The organism is Zhouia amylolytica (assembly GCF_900116365.1).
GTDB classification, from domain to species: Bacteria; Bacteroidota; Bacteroidia; order Flavobacteriales; family Flavobacteriaceae; genus Zhouia; species Zhouia amylolytica.
This window is the reverse complement of record NZ_FPAG01000003.1, coordinates 17,477-39,598: the sequence shown is the minus strand read 5'-3', so window position 1 is coordinate 39,598 and position 22,122 is coordinate 17,477. Positions and strand designations below refer to the sequence as shown.

The 22,122-nt window shown below is 36.7% G+C and carries 22 protein-coding genes; 13 read left to right on the top strand and 9 right to left on the bottom strand.

Annotated elements, in window-relative coordinates; genetic code table 11:
- Positions 1-110: 110 nt before the first annotated feature.
- The 4 genes from BM361_RS05225 to BM361_RS05210 all read left to right on the top strand — a co-directional run bounded on the left by BM361_RS05225 (position 111) and on the right by BM361_RS05210 (position 2,765).
- Positions 111-935 carry a thymidylate synthase gene (locus tag BM361_RS05225; protein WP_074977444.1) on the top strand — a complete coding sequence of 275 codons (825 nt, stop codon included), beginning with the start codon at positions 111-113 and terminating at the stop codon, positions 933-935.
- 81 nt (positions 936-1,016) lie between these two features.
- On the top strand, positions 1,017-1,403 hold the full coding sequence (locus BM361_RS05220; protein ID WP_074977442.1) for a 2TM domain-containing protein: 387 nt from the start codon (positions 1,017-1,019) through the stop codon (positions 1,401-1,403).
- Positions 1,400-1,885: a dihydrofolate reductase gene (locus tag BM361_RS05215; protein WP_074977440.1), complete on the top strand. Its 486-nt coding sequence runs from the start codon at positions 1,400-1,402 to the stop codon at positions 1,883-1,885. The genes BM361_RS05220 and BM361_RS05215 overlap by 4 nt, the downstream gene beginning before the upstream one ends.
- 25 nt (positions 1,886-1,910) lie before the next feature.
- On the top strand, positions 1,911-2,765 hold the full coding sequence (locus BM361_RS05210; RefSeq protein ID WP_074977438.1) for a fructosamine kinase family protein: 855 nt from the start codon (positions 1,911-1,913) through the stop codon (positions 2,763-2,765).
- Here BM361_RS05210 and murI read toward each other — a convergent pair.
- The 8 genes from murI to BM361_RS05170 form a co-directional block, all read right to left on the bottom strand.
- A complete protein-coding gene (gene murI, locus BM361_RS05205; protein WP_074977437.1) occupies positions 2,762-3,547 on the bottom strand; it encodes a glutamate racemase in 786 nt (261 codons plus the stop codon). The two genes, BM361_RS05210 and murI, sit on opposite strands and share 4 nt — an antisense overlap.
- Positions 3,548-3,619: 72 nt before the next feature.
- Positions 3,620-4,126, bottom strand: coding sequence for an OmpH/Skp family outer membrane protein (locus tag BM361_RS05200; protein ID WP_038266468.1), 507 nt, complete (start codon positions 4,124-4,126; stop codon positions 3,620-3,622).
- A gap of 56 nt (positions 4,127-4,182) precedes the next feature.
- On the bottom strand, positions 4,183-5,001 hold the full coding sequence (locus BM361_RS05195) for an OmpH/Skp family outer membrane protein (RefSeq protein WP_074977435.1): 819 nt from the start codon (positions 4,999-5,001) through the stop codon (positions 4,183-4,185).
- 111 nt (positions 5,002-5,112) lie between these two features.
- Positions 5,113-7,698, bottom strand: coding sequence for a BamA/OMP85 family outer membrane protein (locus tag BM361_RS05190; RefSeq protein ID WP_082436138.1), 2,586 nt, complete (start codon positions 7,696-7,698; stop codon positions 5,113-5,115).
- Positions 7,699-7,705: 7 nt separating this feature from the next.
- Complete coding sequence (locus tag BM361_RS05185) at positions 7,706-8,449, bottom strand: isoprenyl transferase (RefSeq protein WP_074977433.1); 744 nt, start codon at positions 8,447-8,449, stop codon at positions 7,706-7,708.
- A 15-nt stretch (positions 8,450-8,464) separates the two neighbouring features.
- The gene (gene porG, locus BM361_RS05180; RefSeq protein ID WP_074977431.1) at positions 8,465-9,160 is read right to left on the bottom strand and encodes a type IX secretion system protein PorG; all 696 of its coding nucleotides are present in this window, start codon (positions 9,158-9,160) and stop codon (positions 8,465-8,467) included.
- A 99-nt stretch (positions 9,161-9,259) separates the two neighbouring features.
- Positions 9,260-10,144 carry an NAD kinase gene (locus BM361_RS05175; RefSeq protein WP_074977428.1) on the bottom strand — a complete coding sequence of 295 codons (885 nt, stop codon included), beginning with the start codon at positions 10,142-10,144 and terminating at the stop codon, positions 9,260-9,262.
- A gap of 86 nt (positions 10,145-10,230) precedes the next feature.
- Positions 10,231-10,887, bottom strand: a complete 657-nt coding sequence (locus BM361_RS05170; protein ID WP_038266481.1) for a CBS domain-containing protein — start codon at positions 10,885-10,887, stop codon at positions 10,231-10,233.
- Between the two features lie 215 nt (positions 10,888-11,102).
- Here BM361_RS05170 and BM361_RS05165 point away from each other — a divergent pair, with 215 nt between their 5' ends.
- From BM361_RS05165 to BM361_RS05125, 9 genes are all read left to right on the top strand, one after another.
- Positions 11,103-11,816 carry a pyridoxine 5'-phosphate synthase gene (locus BM361_RS05165; RefSeq protein ID WP_074977427.1) on the top strand — a complete coding sequence of 238 codons (714 nt, stop codon included), beginning with the start codon at positions 11,103-11,105 and terminating at the stop codon, positions 11,814-11,816.
- A 5-nt stretch (positions 11,817-11,821) separates the two neighbouring features.
- Positions 11,822-12,586: an alpha/beta fold hydrolase gene (locus BM361_RS05160; RefSeq protein WP_074977821.1), complete on the top strand. Its 765-nt coding sequence runs from the start codon at positions 11,822-11,824 to the stop codon at positions 12,584-12,586.
- A gap of 32 nt (positions 12,587-12,618) precedes the next feature.
- Positions 12,619-13,866: an OmpP1/FadL family transporter gene (locus BM361_RS05155; RefSeq protein ID WP_074977425.1), complete on the top strand. Its 1,248-nt coding sequence runs from the start codon at positions 12,619-12,621 to the stop codon at positions 13,864-13,866.
- Between the two features lie 24 nt (positions 13,867-13,890).
- A complete protein-coding gene (locus BM361_RS05150) occupies positions 13,891-15,369 on the top strand; it encodes an SGNH/GDSL hydrolase family protein (protein WP_038266489.1) in 1,479 nt (492 codons plus the stop codon).
- A gap of 95 nt (positions 15,370-15,464) precedes the next feature.
- Entirely contained in the window at positions 15,465-15,809 is a 345-nt protein-coding gene (locus BM361_RS05145; protein ID WP_074977423.1) for a phage holin family protein, read from the top strand.
- Between the two features lie 102 nt (positions 15,810-15,911).
- Positions 15,912-17,234 carry a trigger factor gene (tig, locus tag BM361_RS05140; RefSeq protein ID WP_074977421.1) on the top strand — a complete coding sequence of 441 codons (1,323 nt, stop codon included), beginning with the start codon at positions 15,912-15,914 and terminating at the stop codon, positions 17,232-17,234.
- Between the two features lie 73 nt (positions 17,235-17,307).
- Entirely contained in the window at positions 17,308-17,982 is a 675-nt protein-coding gene (gene clpP / locus BM361_RS05135) for an ATP-dependent Clp endopeptidase proteolytic subunit ClpP (protein WP_038266496.1), read from the top strand.
- A gap of 21 nt (positions 17,983-18,003) precedes the next feature.
- On the top strand, positions 18,004-19,236 hold the full coding sequence (clpX, locus tag BM361_RS05130) for an ATP-dependent Clp protease ATP-binding subunit ClpX (RefSeq protein WP_038266586.1): 1,233 nt from the start codon (positions 18,004-18,006) through the stop codon (positions 19,234-19,236).
- Positions 19,237-19,342: 106 nt separating this feature from the next.
- Positions 19,343-20,599, top strand: a complete 1,257-nt coding sequence (locus BM361_RS05125) for a DUF819 family protein (RefSeq protein WP_038266498.1) — start codon at positions 19,343-19,345, stop codon at positions 20,597-20,599.
- Here BM361_RS05125 and BM361_RS05120 read toward each other — a convergent pair.
- The gene (locus BM361_RS05120; protein ID WP_038266500.1) at positions 20,596-22,110 is read right to left on the bottom strand and encodes a GH3 auxin-responsive promoter family protein; all 1,515 of its coding nucleotides are present in this window, start codon (positions 22,108-22,110) and stop codon (positions 20,596-20,598) included. The genes BM361_RS05125 and BM361_RS05120 overlap by 4 nt on opposite strands.
- Between the last annotated feature and the right edge of the window lie 12 nt (positions 22,111-22,122).

Below are 22,122 nucleotides of genomic sequence, written 5' to 3'. Positions count from 1 at the left end.
AAATTTAAAGGAATCTCAATTTATTTTTTAGCTCCTTTTTATATTTTCGTCATGTGGATTCTAAGTCCCTTTTACACGTCTTTTAAAGATTATTCATTACCTTTTATACTATGAAGCAATATCACGATTTACTGAAACATGTCCTCGAAAACGGAAACCAAAAAGGTGATAGGACAGGCACTGGTACCCTTAGCGTTTTTGGCTATCAAATGCGATTTGACCTCAGTGAAGGATTTCCGATGGTTACCACTAAAAAGCTTCATTTAAAATCAATTATTCATGAATTACTCTGGTTTTTAAAGGGAGACACGAACATAAAGTACCTTCAGGATAATGGTGTTCGTATATGGAATGAATGGGCTGATGAAAACGGAGACCTGGGACCTGTATATGGTCATCAATGGCGCAACTGGAATAGCGAGGAAATCGATCAAATTTCTGAAATAATAGAAACACTTAAAAGCAATCCTAACAGCAGAAGAATGCTTGTTTCGGCATGGAACCCAAGTGTTTTGCCTGACACTACAGTTTCTTTTGCTGAAAATGTAGCGAATGGCAAAGCTGCCCTACCACCATGTCATGCATTTTTTCAATTTTACGTGGCTGACGGAAAGCTTTCTTGTCAGCTATACCAGCGTAGTGCTGATATCTTCCTCGGTGTACCATTTAATATTGCGTCTTATGCTTTACTTACACTAATGATGGCACAGGTTTGTGGCTATGAAGCCGGGGAGTTTATTCATACCTTCGGTGATGCCCATATTTACAACAATCATTTAGAACAGGTAAAACTACAACTTTCCAGAACCCCCAGAGCCTTACCAAAAATGGTATTAAACAAAAACATTAAAAGCATCTTTGACTTTACTTTTGAAGATTTCACATTAGAGGATTACGACCCTCATCCTCATATTAAGGCAAAAGTCGCCATTTAATACGGGTATGCGATTATTTTCTTACAGAAAGATTAAAATCCTTTAAAAAGCCTTAAATTTGAGTTACACAAGATTTAAGACATGCTTTTTAAAAAGAAAAAAACCTCATTTGATGTTGAACAACACGAGTTGGTTGAAAATGCTCAAAAAAGAATTCGACAAAAAAAGAGACTGTACTATCATTTCATAGTTTTTTTAGTCGGCAGTTTATTTGCTATTATCATCAATAAGTTTTTAAACATTCGACCAGAAAAAAACTGGTTTGTATGGGTAATCGTTGCCTGGAGTTTTTTACTTGTAATTCATTTTATCAATGTATTCTTCACCAGCAAATTCATGGGGAAAGATTGGGAAAGAACGCAGCGCGAGAAACTGGTAAAAAAACAAAAAGAAAAAATAGCCCAACTAGAACAGGAAGTTAAAACAGAACTCGAATCAGAACCAAACAAAAATTCAACCGACGAATGATCACCATTATTGCTGCTGCTGCAGAAAACAACGCTTTAGGAAAAGACAACGATTTGGTCTGGCACCTCCCAGACGATTTCAAACGATTTAAACAACTCACAACGGGCCATCATATTATTATGGGAAGAAAAACTTTTGAAAGCTTCCCTAAACCACTTCCTAATCGCACCCACATCGTTATTACCAGACAGTCCGACTACAATCCAGAAGGATGTATTGTGGTTAATTCGCTGGAGAAGGCGTTAGAAATCTCAAAAAACGACGAAACCCCATTCATTATAGGTGGAGGAGAAATATATAAACTTAGCATGTCAGTGGCTGACAAAATTGAACTTACCAGGGTACATGATGAATTTGAAGCAGACACCTATTTCCCGGAAATAGATCTTAATTCCTGGAAATTAACAAGAAGCGAATACCATGGTAAAGACGACAAACATGGGTTTGCATTCACCTACCTAACTTATGAACGAATAAAATAAACCTTCTATTAAAAATAGCTGTGTAGTGTTTAATTTACCTGACGTTCGAGACACCATAGAAATATTACTGGAAACAGAAATCAAATTTTCTAAACAATTACATGGTGGCGACATCAATAACACCTTTTTTATTAAAACGGATTCTGATGATTATGTTGTAAAGATAAACAGTGTCCAGCATTACCCCGGTATGTTTGAGGCCGAGAAAATAGGATTAAAAACACTTGAAAACACCAACACTATACGGGTACCCAAAAGTTCTTTTACAGGTCAAGAAGGCGGAGCTTCTTTCTTAATTATGGAATACATTCCACAAGGTCGTAAAGCTCCTTATTTCTGGGAAATCTTTGGACATCAGCTTGCTCAACTCCATCTTAACAGTAGAGAAACTTTTGGCTTCTCTTCAGACAATTATATTGGAAGCCTAAAACAACATAATGATCGGTTTATCAGTATTCAGGAATTTTATATCACTCAGCGCATTGATCCACAAATACGTTTAGCCAAAACAAATGGTTATGAGTTCAAAAACTCAGACTCTTTTTACAAAGAGTTAGGAAATCTTATACCCCATGAAAAACCTGCCTTAGTTCATGGAGATCTTTGGAATGGTAATTACCTAATTGATCCGGAAGGAAAACCATGCCTGATAGACCCTGCCATTTGTTATATGCACAGAGAAACTGATATTGCCATGATGCATTTATTTGGTGGTTTTGAAGCACATCTTTTTGAGAGTTATCAGGAAATATATCCCTTAGAAAAAGGTTGGCAAAAACGATTAGATATTTGGCAACTGTACTACCTTCTAGTACACCTCAATTTGTTCGGCTCAAGCTATTATTCATCAGTACTCCATATATTAAATAAGTACGCTTAAAGCTCTAATTTACGAACACTAGCATCCTTGGCATCCTTAACAAAATCAGATAGCACATTAACATCTCCGGTAGTATAAAACACATTTGTCGCTTTTAAATTCGAGGTATTTAAAAGATGGTTTTTCTGAAGCACCGACTTTGTTTGTCTGGCAACGGCGGGTCCTGAATCAACAATATTTACAGATGAAGGAATTATACGTTTTAAAAGGGGAATGAGGTAGGGATAATGCGTACACCCCAAAACAAGTGAATCAGCACCAGATTTAACCATTGGATCCACATAAGCATGAAGCAAGCTCTTAAGTTCTTCTGAATCTAATTTACCAGTCTCTATTAACTCAACCAAGCCTTCTCCTTCTTGCTCTATCACAGTAATACCATTTGCATGGATTCCCGATGTTTTATGAAACAACTCACTCGTCAAGGTTCCCTTAGTTGCTAAAACTCCAACTATTTTGGATCGGGTATTTAAGGCTGCCAGTTTAATTGCCGGCTCGATACCTATAAAAGGTACATTGTATTGTTCTCTAAGGTAAGTAATTGCATTTGTGGTAACGGTATTACATGCCACCACTATTATTTTACAGCCCTGAGCCAATAGGAAGTCCGTAATTCGGATACTTAAATCGCGCATCTCATCTTTAGAGAGCTCACCATAGGGAGCATTGGCACTGTCTGCAACATAGACAGTAGACTCATGAGGAAGTAATTTATTAATCTCCCTCCATATGGTTGTCCCTCCAACTCCCGAATCAAAAATACCAATTGGCCCTTTATTCATACTTACAAAAATAAAAAACCGTCGGAGTTGACCGACGGTTTTAAACAAATTATTATCTAAGGGATGTTTCTATTAGAATCCTAATTCCTTCTTTACTTCTGGTAATAGGTCTTTACCATCAGCTAGGATGATACCCGTACCAGGTGAAGCATCAAAAACATATTCGAATCCTTGAGCCTTAGCCACTTTTTGGATGGCGTCGTTAGCCTTCTTAAGTAATGGCTCATATAATTCCATTTGCTTCTTCTGCAATTCTTGTTGGGCTACTTGCTCCGCTTTAGCAATGTTCGCCTGAAGCCCCTGAACCTCTTGCTGTCTTGCAGCATTCTCTTGTTCAGTCTTTGTCTTAACTTCGCCACTATACTGCTTAATTTTATTTTGCAATTCTGTATATGAAGAAGTTAAATCTGCTTTGTAGTTATCTTCTAATTTTTTAAGCTCCGCCTGAGCAGCCTTAAATTCCGGCATTTCGCTCATTAGTTGTTGAACATTAATATGTGCAACTTTACTCTGTGCATTTGCAAAACTTACCGCACCAATCAATGCAATTGCAACTAAAAATGATTTTAAATGTTTCATAGTCTCTCTTAATTGTTTTTGTTTAAGTGTTAATAAATGTTTCCTCTTCGTTTATCCTAATTTATCGAATCTTTCTGTTTTTGAGTTGCACGCCGCAAGCTATCTCTCAACTTCTGACGTTCCTCTAATATTTTTTTTCTTCTGGCTTCGTATGCCTTTTTTCTTTCTTCTATATCCTTAAGACGGGCTTGTCGCTCCGCTTCTAATTCTAGTTTTCGCTTTTCTCGATCAGAAAGTGCTTCTTTCTTTTTAGCCTCTGCAGCTTTTTGAGCTTCTGTAGGCTCTTGCTCCTGATCTTCTTCAAACTTCTTCAATTCGGTTTCCGGCTCGCTTTTATTTGCAACACCACCTCTTTTTCTATTGCGATCTATACTCGTAAGCACCATATCACTTATATCGTAGGCTTTATTAGAATAGAGCATGACAACATCTGCTGATTTATCAAAAACAAAATCATAATTTCGTTTTTTTGCTATGTCCTGAATAGCATTGAAAACCTGATCTTGAATAGGTTGAGCCAATTGGCTTCGTTGCATGATCATATCACCGCCAGGACCAAAACGGTCTTGCTGATACTTGATCATCTCTGACTCCAAAGCATCAATCTCAATCTCACGCTCTTCTACCAACTCTTTAGTCAACAGCACCTTCTCGGCATTTAAATCAGCACGCATCTGCGCTATGGTTCTTTTCTGATCTTCTACCTCGCGCTTCCATTTGAGAACCTTTTTCTCCAACTGCTTATTAGCCTCCTGATATTCTTCGACATTCTCCAGGATATAATTCATATCTATATACCCCAGTCGAACCCCTTTTTGCGCATGCAAAGCGAATACCGAAATAAAGAACAATATGTAAAGAACTTTTATTTTCATCCGTTAATTTTTTTTTATCAACCTTAAAAGTAATAACTCTATCGATATGACAAAAAATTTTACGTTTAATTATTGATCATGATATCTTACATAGAAAATACCGTGCCAAAATTAAAATTGTTGCCCAATGATAAAGTGTGTCTCCCATCCGTTTGCGGTGTTTCCACCATATATCGGATCGAATCCATAAGCAAAATCAATTCCTAACAATCCAAAGGCAGGCATAAATATACGCACCCCGAGACCCGCCGATCTTTTAATATCAAAAGGACTATATTCATCGAATGAATCAAAGGCATTACCTGCCTCTAAAAATCCTAATGTATAAATTGAAGCGGTTTGTTTAAGTGTTATTGGATAACGTAATTCCATTGAAAACTTATTAAAAATGGTCGATCCATCTCTATTTGACAAGGAGTTATTAGGATACCCTCTCAGCTGTACATTCTCTCTTCCATCTAAAGCATAATTTCCTAAACCATCTCCCCCAACGAAAAATCGTTCAAATGGAACCACTCCTCTTTCCTGATTGTAAGCACCCAGGAAACCGAATTCGGCATTGGTTCTTAACACAAGTTGACCTACCAGTTGTTTATACCAGTCTCCTTGAAATTTCACCTTGTAGAACTCTAACCACTTTAACTTTTCTTGCCCTATTTTAGCTTCATCAGCTGCAGCATCATCTACACTAGCAACAGGATTTCCTTCTGCATCGATAAAATTACCATTAGCATCCTTCAATTTATAATCCGGATCGTTCTCAAGATTCGCATAATCAACTCCATTAAATAATGAATAAGGAGGTGAGAACTTGGCACTAATTACAAATTTAGACCCTCCCATTGGAAATATTGGGTTGGTAAATGTATTATCTCTTGAAAGTGCTACCGTATAAGCTAACTGTTGCGAAGTACCATTACTAAAAGGGAACAATCCTCCAACAGCATAATTTTGGATATCATAATGTTGATAAGACAATGCGTGAGATAACTGGAATGTATCATCTGGCCATTCAAGTCTTTTTGCCATACCTACATTGATACCGGTAATAACAAATCTTTGATCTTTATCTGCATCTCTATAATCAGCAGTTGGACGGAACTGTAAAGTTCGAGACAATGAAGTTGAAAACTGCACTGGCTTTTTCCCTCCTAACCATGGCTCGATGAAAGAGAAACTATACGTTTGATAGAATTTACTTGCCTGAAGTCTTAGAGCTAAGGTCTGACCATCTCCCATAGGAACTGGCTTATAAGCATCCTTATTAAATAAGTTCTTAATTGAGAAGTTGTTAAATCGCAATCCTAAGGTTCCGATAAAACCACCTCCACCGTAACCACCTTGAAGCTCTATCTGACTTGAACCTGCCTCAACTACGCCGTATTGAATATCAACAGTACCTGCATCAGGATCAGGGTTTATAATGTTAGGAGATAACTGCTCTGCATCAAAATACCCAAGTGCACCTAGCTCTCGAATAGTTCTGAACACATTTTCTTTTCTATACAATTGGCCCGGTCTGGTACGTAAGTTACGATAGATAACATGATCATTCGTTCTTTCGTTTCCTGTTACGGTTACATTATTAAAGTAGGCAGGTTTTCCTTCAATAATTCTTATCTCAAAATCAATAGTATCATTTTGAGCCGAAACCTCTACAGGATTTATTCTTGAGAAAAGGTATCCGGTATTTTGATAATAATTCGTAATATCATTTCCGTCGGGTTTTGTTTCATCCGCTATTCTTTCACGTAACAAAACTCCGTTATATACATCACCTTTTTTAATACCTAAAACCCTTGATAAATCATTATCAGTATAGGCTGCATTCCCTACAAAGTCGATATCACCAAAGTAATAGCGATCACCTTCTTCCACTGAAATTTTAATATCAATGGTATGATCATCATTATAAACAACCGAGTCTTCCAGAACTCTCGCATCTCTATACCCTTTTTCCTTGTAAGCGTCAATTAAAGTGCTTAAATCAGTATCGTAATCCTCAGGTATAAATTTCGACTTTTTCCAAAACCTTCCAAATTGCTTCTCTTTGGTATTTTTCATGGCTTTTTTAAGCTGATTGTCTTTCAGCTTTTCATTACCGAGAAACTCAATATTCTTCACCTTTACCTTTTCATCGGTATCGATATTAACAATCATTTTTACAGCATTTGCCTCCGAAGTGTCAGGAACTGTATTGATAAGGACCTTAGTATTCAAGTATCCTTGCTTCTTATATTTATTAAGAAGATAATTTTTAGTGTTGGCGATAAAGCTTTCCGTAACCTTTTTACCTTTTTTAAGCTCGGCCTCCTTTACAATATCGTCTGTTTTTTTCTTTTTTAAGCCTGTAATCTTAACATCCGATAAGGTAGGTAGCTCTTCTATCTGAAGTTCTAAAAAAACTTTCTCTCCCTCTACTCTTGTAATGAAAAAACTAATATCACTAAAGAGGTTCAGGTTCCATAGTTTGGTAATTACTTTACTAATTTCCTCACCAGGAACAGTAATTTCCTGCCCTATCTGCAATCCAGTAAAAGTCACGACGGTTTGCTCATTGTAACTTTTAACTCCAGTTACTTCCAAACCACCGAGAATATACTTTTTCCCTTTATCTAAACTTGTCTCTTGAGCGGTTGCGCTATTAAAAAATACTACTCCAAAAAGTAAAAGTACCCCTAAATACCTTTTGAACATACTAATATTAGTTGTTAAGTTGCTCACTAATTTTTCCAAATCTTCTCTCTCTATTTTGATAATTGATAATAGCTTCAAACAATTGTTGTTTATTAAAATCAGGCCACAGTGTATCTGTAAAATACAATTCTGCATAGGCGATTTGCCATAATAAAAAATTACTTATCCGCTGCTCTCCGCTAGTTCGAATAAGTAAATCAACATCTGGCAAATTATGCGTATAAAGATGATTATTTATAACGGATTCATCAATTTTTTCTAAAGAAATTATATTATTTTTAACTTTATCCGCAATACTTTTAACAGCCGTTTTAAGTTCTTCCCTAGACCCATAACTCAATGCTAAAGTAAGCTTTAAACCTGTATTATTCTTGGTTTTCTCTATAACCTCCAAGAGCTCCTTTTTGGTACTTGAAGGTAAGGCGTTAAGATCGCCAATAGCATTTAACTGTATTTTATTTTTCTTAAGATTTTTGTACTCCTTTTTGAGAGCACTTACCAGTAATTTCATCAATGTCTGAACTTCAACCTTTGGTCGATTCCAGTTTTCTGTAGAAAATGCATATAGTGTAAGGCAGTCGACACCTAATTCGGCGCAACCTTCAACCACTTCCCTAACACTTTTTGTACCTCTTTCATGACCAAACACACGAAGCTTACCTCGTTGCTTAGCCCACCTACCATTACCATCCATGATAATGGCTATATGTTTTGGTATTGTATCTTTATTAATTTGCTCCTTTTCTAACATCCTTAATTCTCATCATCAATCTGGCGGACAATAGTAACATGGTCTTCTTCCAAAAGTATATGTTAAAGTCACTCCTGAAAAAACATACCAATCGTTACTATTAATATTCCCAAACTTTAAACCTAAATTATCGTCCAAACTCCCTGTTGGATTGCTCCCATCCAGATCATCGGTAAATGTATATCTAGCTCCAACCTCAGCGGCTAAAACTAAATGTTGATTTAATTTTGCTTTCACACCCAAAATCATTGGGATTGCAAATGTAATGTGATTTCCGTAATCTAGTGCCTCTCCATTCTGAAAATACAACAAATCATGTCCAAAGACAGAAACACCACTATACATATATGGTGTAAAGGGACGACTAAATTTATGAAGGTCGAACTCCCAAAAATTAAACTCCAAACCTAATGAGCCTTCCAGCAACTTACAATCAACATCATACCCACGCTGTTGCCTGGAACTCATATCAGATTTACTGTCATCTGCATGAAGCTTTGAATACATCAAACTTCCCCTGAAAGAATATCTCGTACTTACATTCCATTTGGCAACCAAGCCATAAGCCAGCTTATTCGGACGAATATAATTATCCGCCCCCACATCTCCGACAATATTGCTACCGCCTAAAAAGGGACCTATTTCATAGGTTTGCGAATATGATAATCCGCTCAATAATCCGACTAATATTATTAAAATGCTCTTTTTCATAAGTTTCAGAGGTTTGCAAATATAAAAATTATGATTTCTTTAAGGATGTTTCGCGTAATTAATGTCGTACTAAAAACAATTTTTCAGCATTTTTATTGTTTAATTACGTTTATCCTCACCCCATAAGAGCTTTTTTCGAAGTGTTTTCAAGAAACTCTCTTCCCTGAATTCTACCATTTTAATAGTAAAAGGAGCTTTCTTAATATATATCTCTGTTTCATTACTTAGTGTAGCAATCCTACTATCCAAAGACAATAGATAATCCATCGATCTTCCAAAAACAGTAAGTTTTATAACCGTTTTATCAGGTATAACCAATGGACGTGCATTTAAATTATGTGGCGCTATCGGTGTTATTACAAAAGCATTAGTATCAGGAGTTATTACCGGCCCTCCACAACTTAATGAATATCCGGTTGATCCGGTTGGAGTCGACACTATGAGACCATCTGCCCAATAAGAAGTTAAATATTCGTCATCTAACCAAGTTGAGACTGTAATCATAGAGGTTGTGTTCTTTCTACTTACAGCCATTTCATTCATAGCAAAATTAACCGTTCCAATATTTTTATTATAAGGATGGGTCTCAATCTGGAGCAGACTTCTTTCTTCCACATCGTAGCGGCCATCAACCAAAGCTTCTACGGCTTTTTTTATTTGATCTTTTTGAACGGTAGCCAAAAACCCTAATCTACCAACATTAATACCTATAATTGGAATATTAAGATCCCGAACATACAATATACTTCTCAGCATCGTCCCATCACCACCAACACTAAAGAACAAATTAAAGGAATCATCCAGGTCTTCAAACTCGCTAAATGTTTCATATTGATTCTTCAGGGAGACATTATTCTTTATATCAGACAAGTAATTTTGTTCAAAGAATATTTTGACTTTGTTTTTTTCCAATTCGGTTAAAAGCTCAATCAGGTAAACTTCTAATCCATCCTGGTAATACTGACCATAAATTCCGACTTTCATCAGCTTGACGTTTATTTTTTTGACAAAAACATATTTGCTCCATCTTTAACAAAGCTACAAAGATGGGCGTCATTTTTGTGTTAGCGCTAAATATTAAGGAATTTTTTCAAATAATTGGAACGCTCCTTAAGGTCTTCGAGATAAATATCATCATCATTCCCTGAAACCACCTTATAATTATACCTCCTAAAAGTCTGCATAACAGTATTTAAACCAGTATTGCCAATTTTTAAAGTAATCTGGGTAATTTCATCACGAATTTCAGAGATAAACGCCCCTAATAACCTGCCATCATCACTTTCTACAATTTGAGCTATTTCACTAAAAGAATAATCCTGAGATCCTTTCTCTATTATTAAAATGCCTCCGGGTTCATTTAAAAAAGGCGTTTCTTTAAACACTCCAACAATATCAATCAGTTCATAATAACCAACATACATACTATTCTCATCTATAACAGGCATAAGGTTAGCATCGTTTTGAGCAAATGCTTCCAGCACATCTATCCAGTTAGTATCCTTTCGAACGAAAAATGTATCCAAGGCATACTGATAATCTTTCATTAGTTTCTCTTCATCACAACCTTTTACATCATCTGCAGAAATATTACCCAACAAGAACCCATTTTCCACCACAGGCATATGTGTGAAAGTGTGGCCTTCAAAAGTTTCACAAACCATATTAACGGTTAGATTTGGTGAAATCGGCACTAGGTCATTATTAATATACGAAAGGATATTCATCTCTATTTTTTTCTTAAAGCAAATTAATTAAAATTAAGCTAGGACAAAATTATTTACAAGACAAAAAAGTACAATTTCTTAACAGCCCATATATTACCTAATAAACTTTAACATCATTTTACTATTAGGTCGTTTAAAATATTCAATCATAACGCTAACCCTATTTTTTTAACTTTGTACTTTTGTTACCGCCAATAAAATAAACAAGAATTTAAATGACTAAGCTTAGCGTAAACGTTAATAAAATAGCCACTCTTAGGAACTCAAGAGGTGGAGATGTTCCGAACCTGGTAAAAACTGTAATAGACATTGAAGGTTTTGGTGCCGAAGGCATTACAATCCACCCAAGACCTGATGAACGCCATATCAGATATCAGGATGCCCGCGATTTAAAACAGGTTGTTTCTACTGAATACAACATAGAAGGAAATCCTATCAAAAAGTTCATAGATTTAGTTCTGGAAGTAAAACCTACTCAGGTAACGCTGGTACCGGATGCAATTGACGCTATTACATCAAATGCAGGATGGGACACTATCAAACACAAAGACTTTCTTATTGAAGTAATTTCCGAATTTAAAAGAAATAACATTCGAACCTCCATTTTTATTGACCCGGTCAGTAAAATTGTAGAAGCAGCAGCTAACACAGGTACAGACAGAATAGAACTTTACACAGAGGATTATGCCAAAAAGTATGAAGAAGGAAATCAATCTGGAATCCAATCTTATATAGAAGCTGCTAAAATTGCTGAAAAAGTCGGCTTGGGAATAAATGCAGGACATGACTTAAATCTGGACAATGTTCAATTTTTCAAAGAAAACATCCCTAACCTTTTGGAAGTATCCATTGGACACGCACTCATATCAGAATCCCTGTATTTAGGACTTGAAAATGTAATTCAGCTTTATCTAAGCAAATTAAAATGAGAGAAATACTACATTCTAAAATAATAGGAGAAGGCACCCCACTGTTAATACTTCATGGCTTTTTAGGAATGAGTGATAACTGGAAAACATTGGGTAATGAATTCTCAAAAAAAGGATATGAAGTTCACCTAATTGATCAGCGAAATCATGGACGAAGTTTTCACTCAGATCATTTCAGTTATGAATTAATGGCCGAAGACCTTTTAAACTACATGAATCACCATGGTTTACAACAGGTCAACTTGCTAGGCCATTCTATGGGAGGAAAAACGGCCATGCTTTTTGCAACCCTGCACCCTCAGAAGGTCGAAAAATTAATTATTGCTGATATAGCACCTAAATATTACCCCCCTCATCATCAAGACATCCTAGATGGTTTAAACGCCTTGAATTTCAACACAATTAACTCAAGAACAGAGGCTGACAAAGAACTATCAAGCTATATTTCTATAAAATCTGTTAGGCAATTTTTATTAAAAAACTTATATTGGCAAGAAAAAGAAAGCTTAGGTTTTAGATTTAACCTGAAAGCATTGACAAAAAATGTAAACCAAATCGGAGCAGCGCTTCCTAAAGAAGCAAAGTATAATGGATATACACTATTCCTAAGAGGCAGTAATTCCGATTATATTCAACCAATTGATGACCTTGTCATCAAGAACCATTTTCCATTAGCAACCACCACCACAATTACCAATGCAGGGCATTGGTTACATGCAGAAAACCCTAAAATGTTCCTTGACACCGTTTTGGAGTTTCTGAATGACTAGCTAATTTTTATCAATTTTAAACCTTAAATTAAATGAAGAGAATTATTCTTTTTACCTTTTTGCTGTGCGCTAATTACATGGTATTTGCTGGCGGTTATCGAGTTGCCTTGCAAGGTAACAAACAATTGGCCATGGGACACACAGGCGTTGCCGTATTAAACAGTGCTGAAACTGTATTCTTCAATCCTGCGGGAATGGCCTTTTTAAATAATCGATTTAGCGCGAGCGTAGGTGCTAATTTCATATTTTCAAATATCAGCTTCCAAAACACTGAATTTGGCTGGAGTTCTGAGGCAGACAACCCAGTTAGCACCCCCTTCAACGCATATGTTGCCTATCAGGTCAATGACTGGCTAAGTGTTGGTTTGGGTGCCTACACCCCTTATGGAAGTAGCGTAGAATACCCAGAAAACTGGGAAGGTTCACACCTTATTCAAAAAATAGAACTTGCATCTATATTCATCCAACCAACGGTAGCTATTAAATTACATGATAAAATGAGTATTGGTGGCGGACCAATATTTGTAACAGGAAATGTCAATTTTAATCGAAATTTAGACAGATCACTCTCAGATTTAGAAGGAAACAGATCTAATGTCACTATCGATAAAAGTGGCATCAATGCATGGGGATACTCACTTGGAATGCTCTTTAGACCCACTGAAAAATGGAACATAGGTGTTAATTACCGTTCAGAAATTGAAATGGACGCCGAAAATGGATCTGCAGACTTTCAAAATGTGCCTAGCGGGCTGCAGGGGCAATTCGCTGACGGAACCTTCAACGCCTCATTGCCACTTCCTGCAGAATTAACCGTAGGAACCTCCTATCAAATAAATGATAAGTGGCTGGTTGCTTTCGACTTCAACAGAGTGTACTGGGACTCATATGACAGCCTCAACCTTTCATTTAGCAACGGCCTTCAGTCTACCAACCCAAGAAACTACAAGAACTCATCAACCTATCGTTTTGGGGTTCAATATGTTGCTAACGATCAGTTCACACTAAGGGGTGGTTATTATTTTGATGAATCACCGGTACAAGAGGGATATTTCGCTCCAGAGACTCCTCGTAATGACTCTGACAATTTCACCGGAGGATTAACTTTTAACGTAAACAGTCGATTTGCAATTGACGCTTCATTTTTATACATACATTTTGAAGAAGTTGACGCAAGTTATGACTATCATCCAGAGAGTAATGGTCAAACATCATCTTTTGGTGGCACCTATAAAAACAATGCTTTTATTCCCGGACTAAGCGTTTCTTACAAATTTTAATCCTTATTAGTAAAAGAACAGATCATGAAAAGAACATTATATATTTTATCAAGCACGGTATTGTTTTTCGCTTGTGAACCGGAGTTTAAAAATCCCGTGGATGAACCTGGCACATATACCAGTGGAGATGCTGACTTCTCTAACTATGTTGCCGTTGGAAATTCACTTACAGCAGGTTATTCGGACGGAACCGTTTACTTACAGGCTCAGAAAAACTCATATCCAAGCATCATGGCCAAACAATTTTCACTGGCAGGAGGCGGCAACTTTAATCAACCTTTAGTAAACGATAATATTGGTGGCCTTACTTTATCCGGACAAGTTGTTTCAAACACCAGAATGGTATTGGATTATAGTAACCCTGCGAGCCCTACACCTGTGAATCTAAATGAAACACCGACTACAAATGTTTCTGATATTTTAGAAGGTCCATTTAACAACATGGGAGTACCTGGTGCTAAAATCTACCACCTTGTGGCAAATGGATATGGAAACATTGCTAATTTCCCAGCTGCAGCTAACCCGTACTTTATAAGAATGGCATCTAATTCGGATGCTTCTGTACTTGAAGACGCTTTAGAACAAGAACCGTCATTTTTCTCATTATGGATTGGAAATAATGACATTTTAGGCTATGCCACTTCGGGCGGAACCGGAACCAATCAAACGGGTAATTTAGATCCTCAAACCTACGGCAGTAGCGATATAACAGATCCTACACTTTTTGCCGGCATATATAACAGCTTACTAGAAGGGCTCACAGCGAACGGTGCTAAAGGAGCTGTAGCAAACTTACCGGACATAACGGCAATTCCTTTTTTCACCACGGTTCCTTATAATGCCATTCCAATGGATGCTGCTACTGCTCAACAAGTCAACCAGGCCTATGCGCAATATAACGGCGGACTTCAACTAGCGTATGCGGGTGGATTCATATCAGCAGAGGAACTACAAAAAAGAACCATTCAATTTAGTGCCGGACAAAATGCTGTCGTTATTTTAGATGAAACTTTAACCGATCTTTCGGCGTTAAATCCTGAATTTAGAAATTTAAGACAAGCTACAGAAGAAGATTTAATCTTATTAACTACCAGCTCAGTGCTTGGTACTTTAGCGGATCCTAACAACCCTTCTTCCGTAATAGGAGTTGGTGTTCCACTGAACGATTCACAAGTACTGATCGATGCGGAAGTAGAGGAAGTTGTAAATGCTCAGATTGCATATAATACTACCATTGCAGGCTTAGCTGATCAATACAATCTGGCGTATATCGACACCAAATCAAAACTTAATCAACTTTCTAATGAGGGCATCGACTTTAACGGAGGCATTGTGACAAATGTATACGCGAGTGGTGGAGGATTTTCTTTAGACGGAGTTCACCCAACATCTCGTGGTTATGCTATTTTAGCGAACACATTTATTGAAGCAATAAATGCGAAGTTCAATGCTAACATTCCAGTAGTTGAGCCCGGCAATTACCCTACGGTATTTATTAAGTAGAAATATTATCACCCACAGATTTAACAAGCGCTTTCTTATAACGAAAGCGCTTTTTTTATATCTTTAATCAACATCTAACTTAAAATCATCATATTATGAAGTTCATTCTACGTGTTTTACTTACCGCACTCGCAGTAATCATTTTAGCAAAAATACTTGGTGGTGTTTCTGTTGAAAGTTATACTACAGCCATAATTGTTGCAATTGTTCTGGGGTTATTGAACTATATTATCAAACCCATACTAATAATTCTAACGCTACCCGTAACCATACTGACCCTTGGATTGTTTCTCTTGATCATTAATGCTATAATAATTTTATTAGCTGACAGCCTTGTAGGTGGTTTTACTGTGACCAACATTTGGTGGGCTCTATTATTTAGTCTATTACTTTCATTTTTACAATCGATCTTATTTTCAATTTTAAAAGAAGATAAATAAATTAACATATCATTTGAAATTCAGCGAGTTAAAAAGTTGCTCAACTTTTTAAAATGTTATACTTTTGCACACCGTTTTAAGCGACTAAATTATTTTTAAAAAATGAACATTACTAGAGAGCACATTGATGAGCTGAATGCGATTGTAAAAGTTGACATTGCAAAGGAAGATTACAGCGATAAAGTTGAAAACATATTAAAAGACTACAGAAAGAATGCTAACATTCCTGGTTTCAGAAAAGGACATGTACCAATGGGAATGGTTAAAAAGCAATATGGTAAAGCTGTTTTAGTAGACGAGGTAAACAAGCTCTTGCAAGAAGCTTTAAACAAATACCTTACAGAGGAAAAACTTGATGTTTTAGGGAATCCACTTCCGAAAGCACAAGACGATCTTAACTGGGACGCAGAAAACTTTTCATTTGAATTCGAACTAGGACTTGCACCATCGTTTGATATTGACTTAAAAAGCAAAAAGGCAATCACTCATTACAACATAATTGCTGATGATGAAATGATTGACGAACAAGTTGAGCGCATTCAAAAGCAATACGGTAAATTAGTTGCTAAGGACACTGTAGAAGAAGGTGATGAAATCACAGGTGCTTTCACAAATGAAGAGAAAAACATTGAAAATAAAGCGACACTTCCTTTAGAGAAAGTTAAAAGTAAAAAAGCCGTTAAGGCATTAACCGGAGCTAAGGTTGGTGACATTGTTGAATTAAGCACTAAGGGGCTTTTTGAAGATGACCACGATCTTATTCAATACTTAAAAGTTGAACATGATGATGCTCATGGTCTTGACATTACAGTTAATTTTACAATAGAAGAAGTTAACAAAAGAGAACCTGCTGAATTAGACCAGGAGCTTTTTGATAAGTTATTCGGAAAAGACAATGTTACATCTGTTGAAGAATTAAAAACTAAAATAAAGGAAGATTCTGAAAAACAATTTGTTCAGCAAGCTGACCAAAAATTATTGAATGATGTAACTGAGTATCTTGTAGAAAATACCGAATTTGCCCTGCCGGCTGAATTCTTGAAAAAATGGATCAAGGAAACAGGTGAGCAACCACTTACTGAAGAGCAGGCCAGCGAAGAATACGAAAAATCAGAAAAAGGTTTAAGATATCAGTTGATCGAAGGAAAAATCATATCTGACAATGACCTTCAGGTTACATTTGACGAATTGAAAGACTTTGCAAAAGGATATATCAAAACTCAGATGGCTCAATTTGGTCAAACTGACCCTGAAGATGAAGCTGTAGAGAATATCGCGCAGCGTGTACTTTCAAATCAGGAGGAGGTAAAAAGGCTTTCTGAGCAGCTTATGAGTCAAAAATTGATAACTTTTTATAAGGAAAATGCCAATCTAAAGACAAAAGAACTATCTTATAATGATTTTGTTAAAGAAGTTTACGGTTAATAGATTATAAAAATAATTATCTTTAAGGCGTTAAACTTTGCATTAACGCCTTTTTTATAAAATATAATCATATATGGATTACGGTAAAGAATTTAAAAAATATGCTACAAAGCACCACGGTGTCAACAGCATGTATTACGATAAATTAGTAAGTGCTATTACTCCAGTTGGCATGACACCCTACATCATTGAAGAACGTCAACTTAACGTTGCTCAAATGGACGTTTTTTCAAGACTAATGATGGATAGAATCATTTTTATGGGAACAGGTATTGACGATAATATTGCCAATATCATCCAGGCACAATTATTATTTTTAGAAAGTGCCGATTCCTCTAAGGATATTCAAATTTACATTAATTCACCCGGCGGGAGTGTATATGCCGGTTTAGGAATTTATGACACTATGCAGTTTATCAAGCCGGATGTAGCAACCATATGTACTGGTATTGCAGCTTCAATGGCGGCCGTATTACTATGCGCCGGACAAGAAGGAAAAAGATCTGCACTTCCTCACTCCAGAGTCATGATTCACCAACCATTGGGAGGTGCACAAGGACAAGCCAGTGATATTGAAATTACTGCTAGAGAAATTCTTAAACTAAAAGAAGAGTTATACAACATTATAGCAAAGCATTCGAATCAGTCTTACGAAAAAGTCTATGACGATAGTGATCGTGATTACTGGATGAAAGCTAATGAAGCAAAAGAATATGGAATGATTGATGAAGTACTCACTCGAGGGTAATTCATTATAAATGTAAAAATGATGGCGAAAGAAGAATTAGAATGTTCCTTCTGCGGACGTAAAAAACCTGAAACGAATTTACTGATAGCTGGTTTAGACGCTCATATCTGTGACAGATGTATTGAGCAGGCGTATAGTATTGTTATGGAAGAGACCAAGCAAAACAAAGCGTCTGAACTTTCATCAGAATTGGTTCTTAAGAAACCTATAGAGATTAAAGAATTCCTCGATCAATTTGTAATTGGTCAGGAAGTGACTAAAAAAGTACTATCAGTAGCGGTTTATAACCATTATAAAAGGTTATTACAGCCAGATTCCAAAGATGATATTGAAATCCAAAAAAGTAATATCATTATGGTTGGTCAGACTGGTACAGGTAAAACATTGATGGCTCGGACTATTGCCAAAATGCTTAATGTACCACTTGCTATTGTCGATGCTACTGTTTTAACAGAAGCTGGTTATGTAGGTGAAGATGTTGAAAGTATACTTACTCGCTTGCTACAAGCTGCTGACTATAATCTTGAAAAAGCTGAACGCGGAATTGTATTTATAGATGAGATAGATAAGATCGCAAGAAAAAGTGACAATCCATCTATTACCAGAGATGTATCTGGCGAGGGCGTTCAACAGGCACTTTTAAAACTTTTAGAGGGAACCACTGTGAATGTTCCACCAAAAGGTGGAAGAAAACATCCAGATCAAAAGTTTATTGAAGTAAACACTGAAAACATATTATTTATTGCTGGTGGTGCTTTCGATGGAATCGAACGAGTAATATCGAAGCGTCTTAACATGCAAGCCGTTGGATACAGCGCTTCTAAAAGCGAGGATGTTATCGACAATAAAAACCTTTTACAATACATTATCCCAAAAGACTTAAAAGAGTTTGGGTTAATTCCGGAAATTATTGGTCGTCTTCCTGTTCTTACACACATGAACCCTTTAGAAAAAGATGTATTAAGAGCTATTCTTACAGAACCAAAAAATGCTATTATAAAACAATATGCTAAGTTGTTCCAGATGGATGAAATTGAATTCACTATTGGAGATGATGCCTTAGAATATATTGTTGAAAAAGCTATGGAATATAAGCTAGGTGCCAGAGGGTTAAGATCTTTATGCGAAACCATTTTAACAGATGCCATGTTTGAATTACCTACAGGTAAAGAAAAATCATTGCATGTAGATAAAACCTATGCTGAAGAGAAACTTACCAAATCAACCATCAATAAGTTGAAAGCAGTTTCTTAAAACAAAATACGTTATCAGAAAAGCCACAATGTAATGTTGTGGCTTTTTTATTGACATACACTAAATTTATTTATATTCGGGTCTCAATTATACACACTATAACCTTATGGAAGAAACTCACACTGCCCTTATCACGAACGACGCCGTTGTTTTAGGTCTTTTAGCTGTAATACTTGGAATAATATTTAGCACCTCCTCTAGCAACAACCCATACTTTAAGAAATTTTACAAAGTTATTCCTTCAGTACTCCTTTGTTACTTTATTCCTGCTCTTTTCAATACTTTCAACATCATTGACGGAGAGGAGTCTCAACTCTATTTTGTGGCGTCCAGATACCTACTCCCTGCTAGTTTGGTTTTACTCACCATTAGCATTAATTTCAAGGAATTAAAAAAACTGGGTAGCAAAGCTATTATTATGTTCCTTACCGGAACATTAGGGATTATTATTGGTGCCCCGGTGGCCTTATATCTAGTGGGTTCAATTTTCCCGGACGTTTTAAACCCTGGAGGAGAAGAAGTTTGGCGTGGTCTTACTACCATTGCCGGTAGTTGGATTGGTGGTGGAGCGAACCAAACTGCTATGTTTGAACTTTTTGAAGCAAGCAACGACCTGTTTGCACAAATGATTGCCGTAGATGTGCTTGTAGCGAATCTTTGGATGGGATTTTTACTTTATTGGTCTCAACGCCCACAAGTAATCGATAAATGGCTAAAAGCAGACAGTAAGCCCATTTACGAGTTACAACAAAGACTCGAGGACCAACAGGCTGGTAAATGGCTACCAGTAAATGCAAATCGCATTATGATCTTAGTGGCTGTTGGATTTGGTATTACGGGGCTTGCACATTTATTTGCAGATATTCTGGCACCGTTTTTTCAAGAAAATTACCCGCAACTCAACAAATACTCCCTTAACAAACCATTCTTTTGGATCATTGTAATTGCTACTACCCTGGGCCTAGGCTTATCTTTTACGAAGGCCAGAGAAGTGGAATCATTTGGGGCTTCAAAAATGGGATCAGTGTTCTTATATATATTAGTAGCTACTATTGGTATGCATATGGACCTGGGTGCCGTACTAGACAATCCAAAGTTCTTTTTAATTGGCTTAGTATGGATTTCAATTCACATACTTATCATGCTCATTGTTGCCAAGCTTATTAAAGCTCCATTTTTCTTTGTAGCAGTTGGAAGCCAAGCAAATATAGGTGGTGCAGCATCCGCACCTATTGTTGCTGCTTCATTTAGCCCTTATCTGGCTCCTGTAGGCGTTTTACTGGCAGTTTTAGGATATGCAGTTGGTACTTACGGCGCCTACATGTGTGGAATTATATTATCAAGCGTATTTGGATTACTTTAAGCATTCATGGCTAGTAATTCTTCTAAATAATCACGGGCATTCGACAAGCGTGGAATCTTATGTTGGCCTCCTAATTTGTCGTTTGCCTTTAGCCAATCGTAAAACAAGTTCTTTCGTGCCACATTAAGCTTAGGCATTCTTAGGGTCATGTTCATATACCGTTTGGCTTCATAATCGGAATTTAAGGATTGGAGCGCAGCATCTAAAGCATTATTGAAGGTTTCTACCGAACTTGGTTCTTTTCTGAACTCAATAAGCCATTCATGGGCTCCCTTATCCTTCCCACTCATATAAATTGGTGCTACGGTATAGTCGATGATTTCCGCTTCCGTTTCTTTACACGCTTTCTTCAATGCTTGCTCTGCATTTTCAATGATCAATTCCTCCCCAAAAACATTTATATGATGCTTAGTCCTTCCGGTAACCCTAACCCGGTATGGGCTTGTAGAAGTAAATCTAACGGTATCACCTATTAAATATCGCCACAATCCGGCATTGGTCGTAATAACCATTGCATAATTCTTCCCTAATTCAACTTCCCAAAGCGGAATCACCTTTTGATTTGGAGTATTATATGTATCCATAGAAATAAATTCATAAAAGATTCCATAGTCTAACATCAACAAAAGTTCGTCTGAATTATTCTGATCCTGAATGGCAAAGAACCCTTCTGATGCGTTGTAGATTTCATAGTATTGAAATGAATCTCTCGGCAACAACTTTTCATATTGTTCCCTATACGGGTTAAAACTCACCCCACCATGAAAATAGACTTCCAAATTATCCCACACCTGAAAAAGATTCTCTTTACCGGTAGTTTCTAAGACTTTATTAAGCAAGACCAACATCCAGGAAGGGACCCCTGCAAAACTAGTAACATCTTCCTTTACCGTTTCGCGGACTATGGCCTCAAGTTTAGTTTCCCATTCACTCATCAAAGAGACCTTATTACTTGGTGTACTTCCCATTTCTGCCCAAAATGGAAGATTATCAATGATGATTGCCGAAAGGTCTCCAAAGAAGGTATTATTAAGTTCATACAACTCTTTACTCCCTCCAAGTCTTAGGCTTTTACCGTCGAACAACCTGCTGTTTTCATTATTGTGAAAGTAAATGGAAAGCATATCTTTACCTGCTTTAAAGTGACAATCTTCCAAAGCCTCATTACTTACTGGTATAAACTTACTTTTGGCATTCGTTGTACCACTACTCTTTGCAAACCATTTAATCGGTGTAGGCCAGAAAATATTTTGTTCGCCTTTTCTTGCTCGTTCAATCATAGGCTCCACATCCTCGTACCTGCTTATGGGTACATTGTTTGCGAAAGCCTCATATTTGTTAAGTGATTCAAAGCCATATTTTTTTCCAAGCTCCGTGTCTTTTGAAAGAATGACTAACTGGTTTAATAATTCAATCTGAACTTCCTCAGGATACTTAATAAAAAGTTCCATTTGATAGAATCGTTTTTTCAACAACCAGGAAGCAACTGAATGAAATAGCGGTATTGGCATTTTTTTGATTTA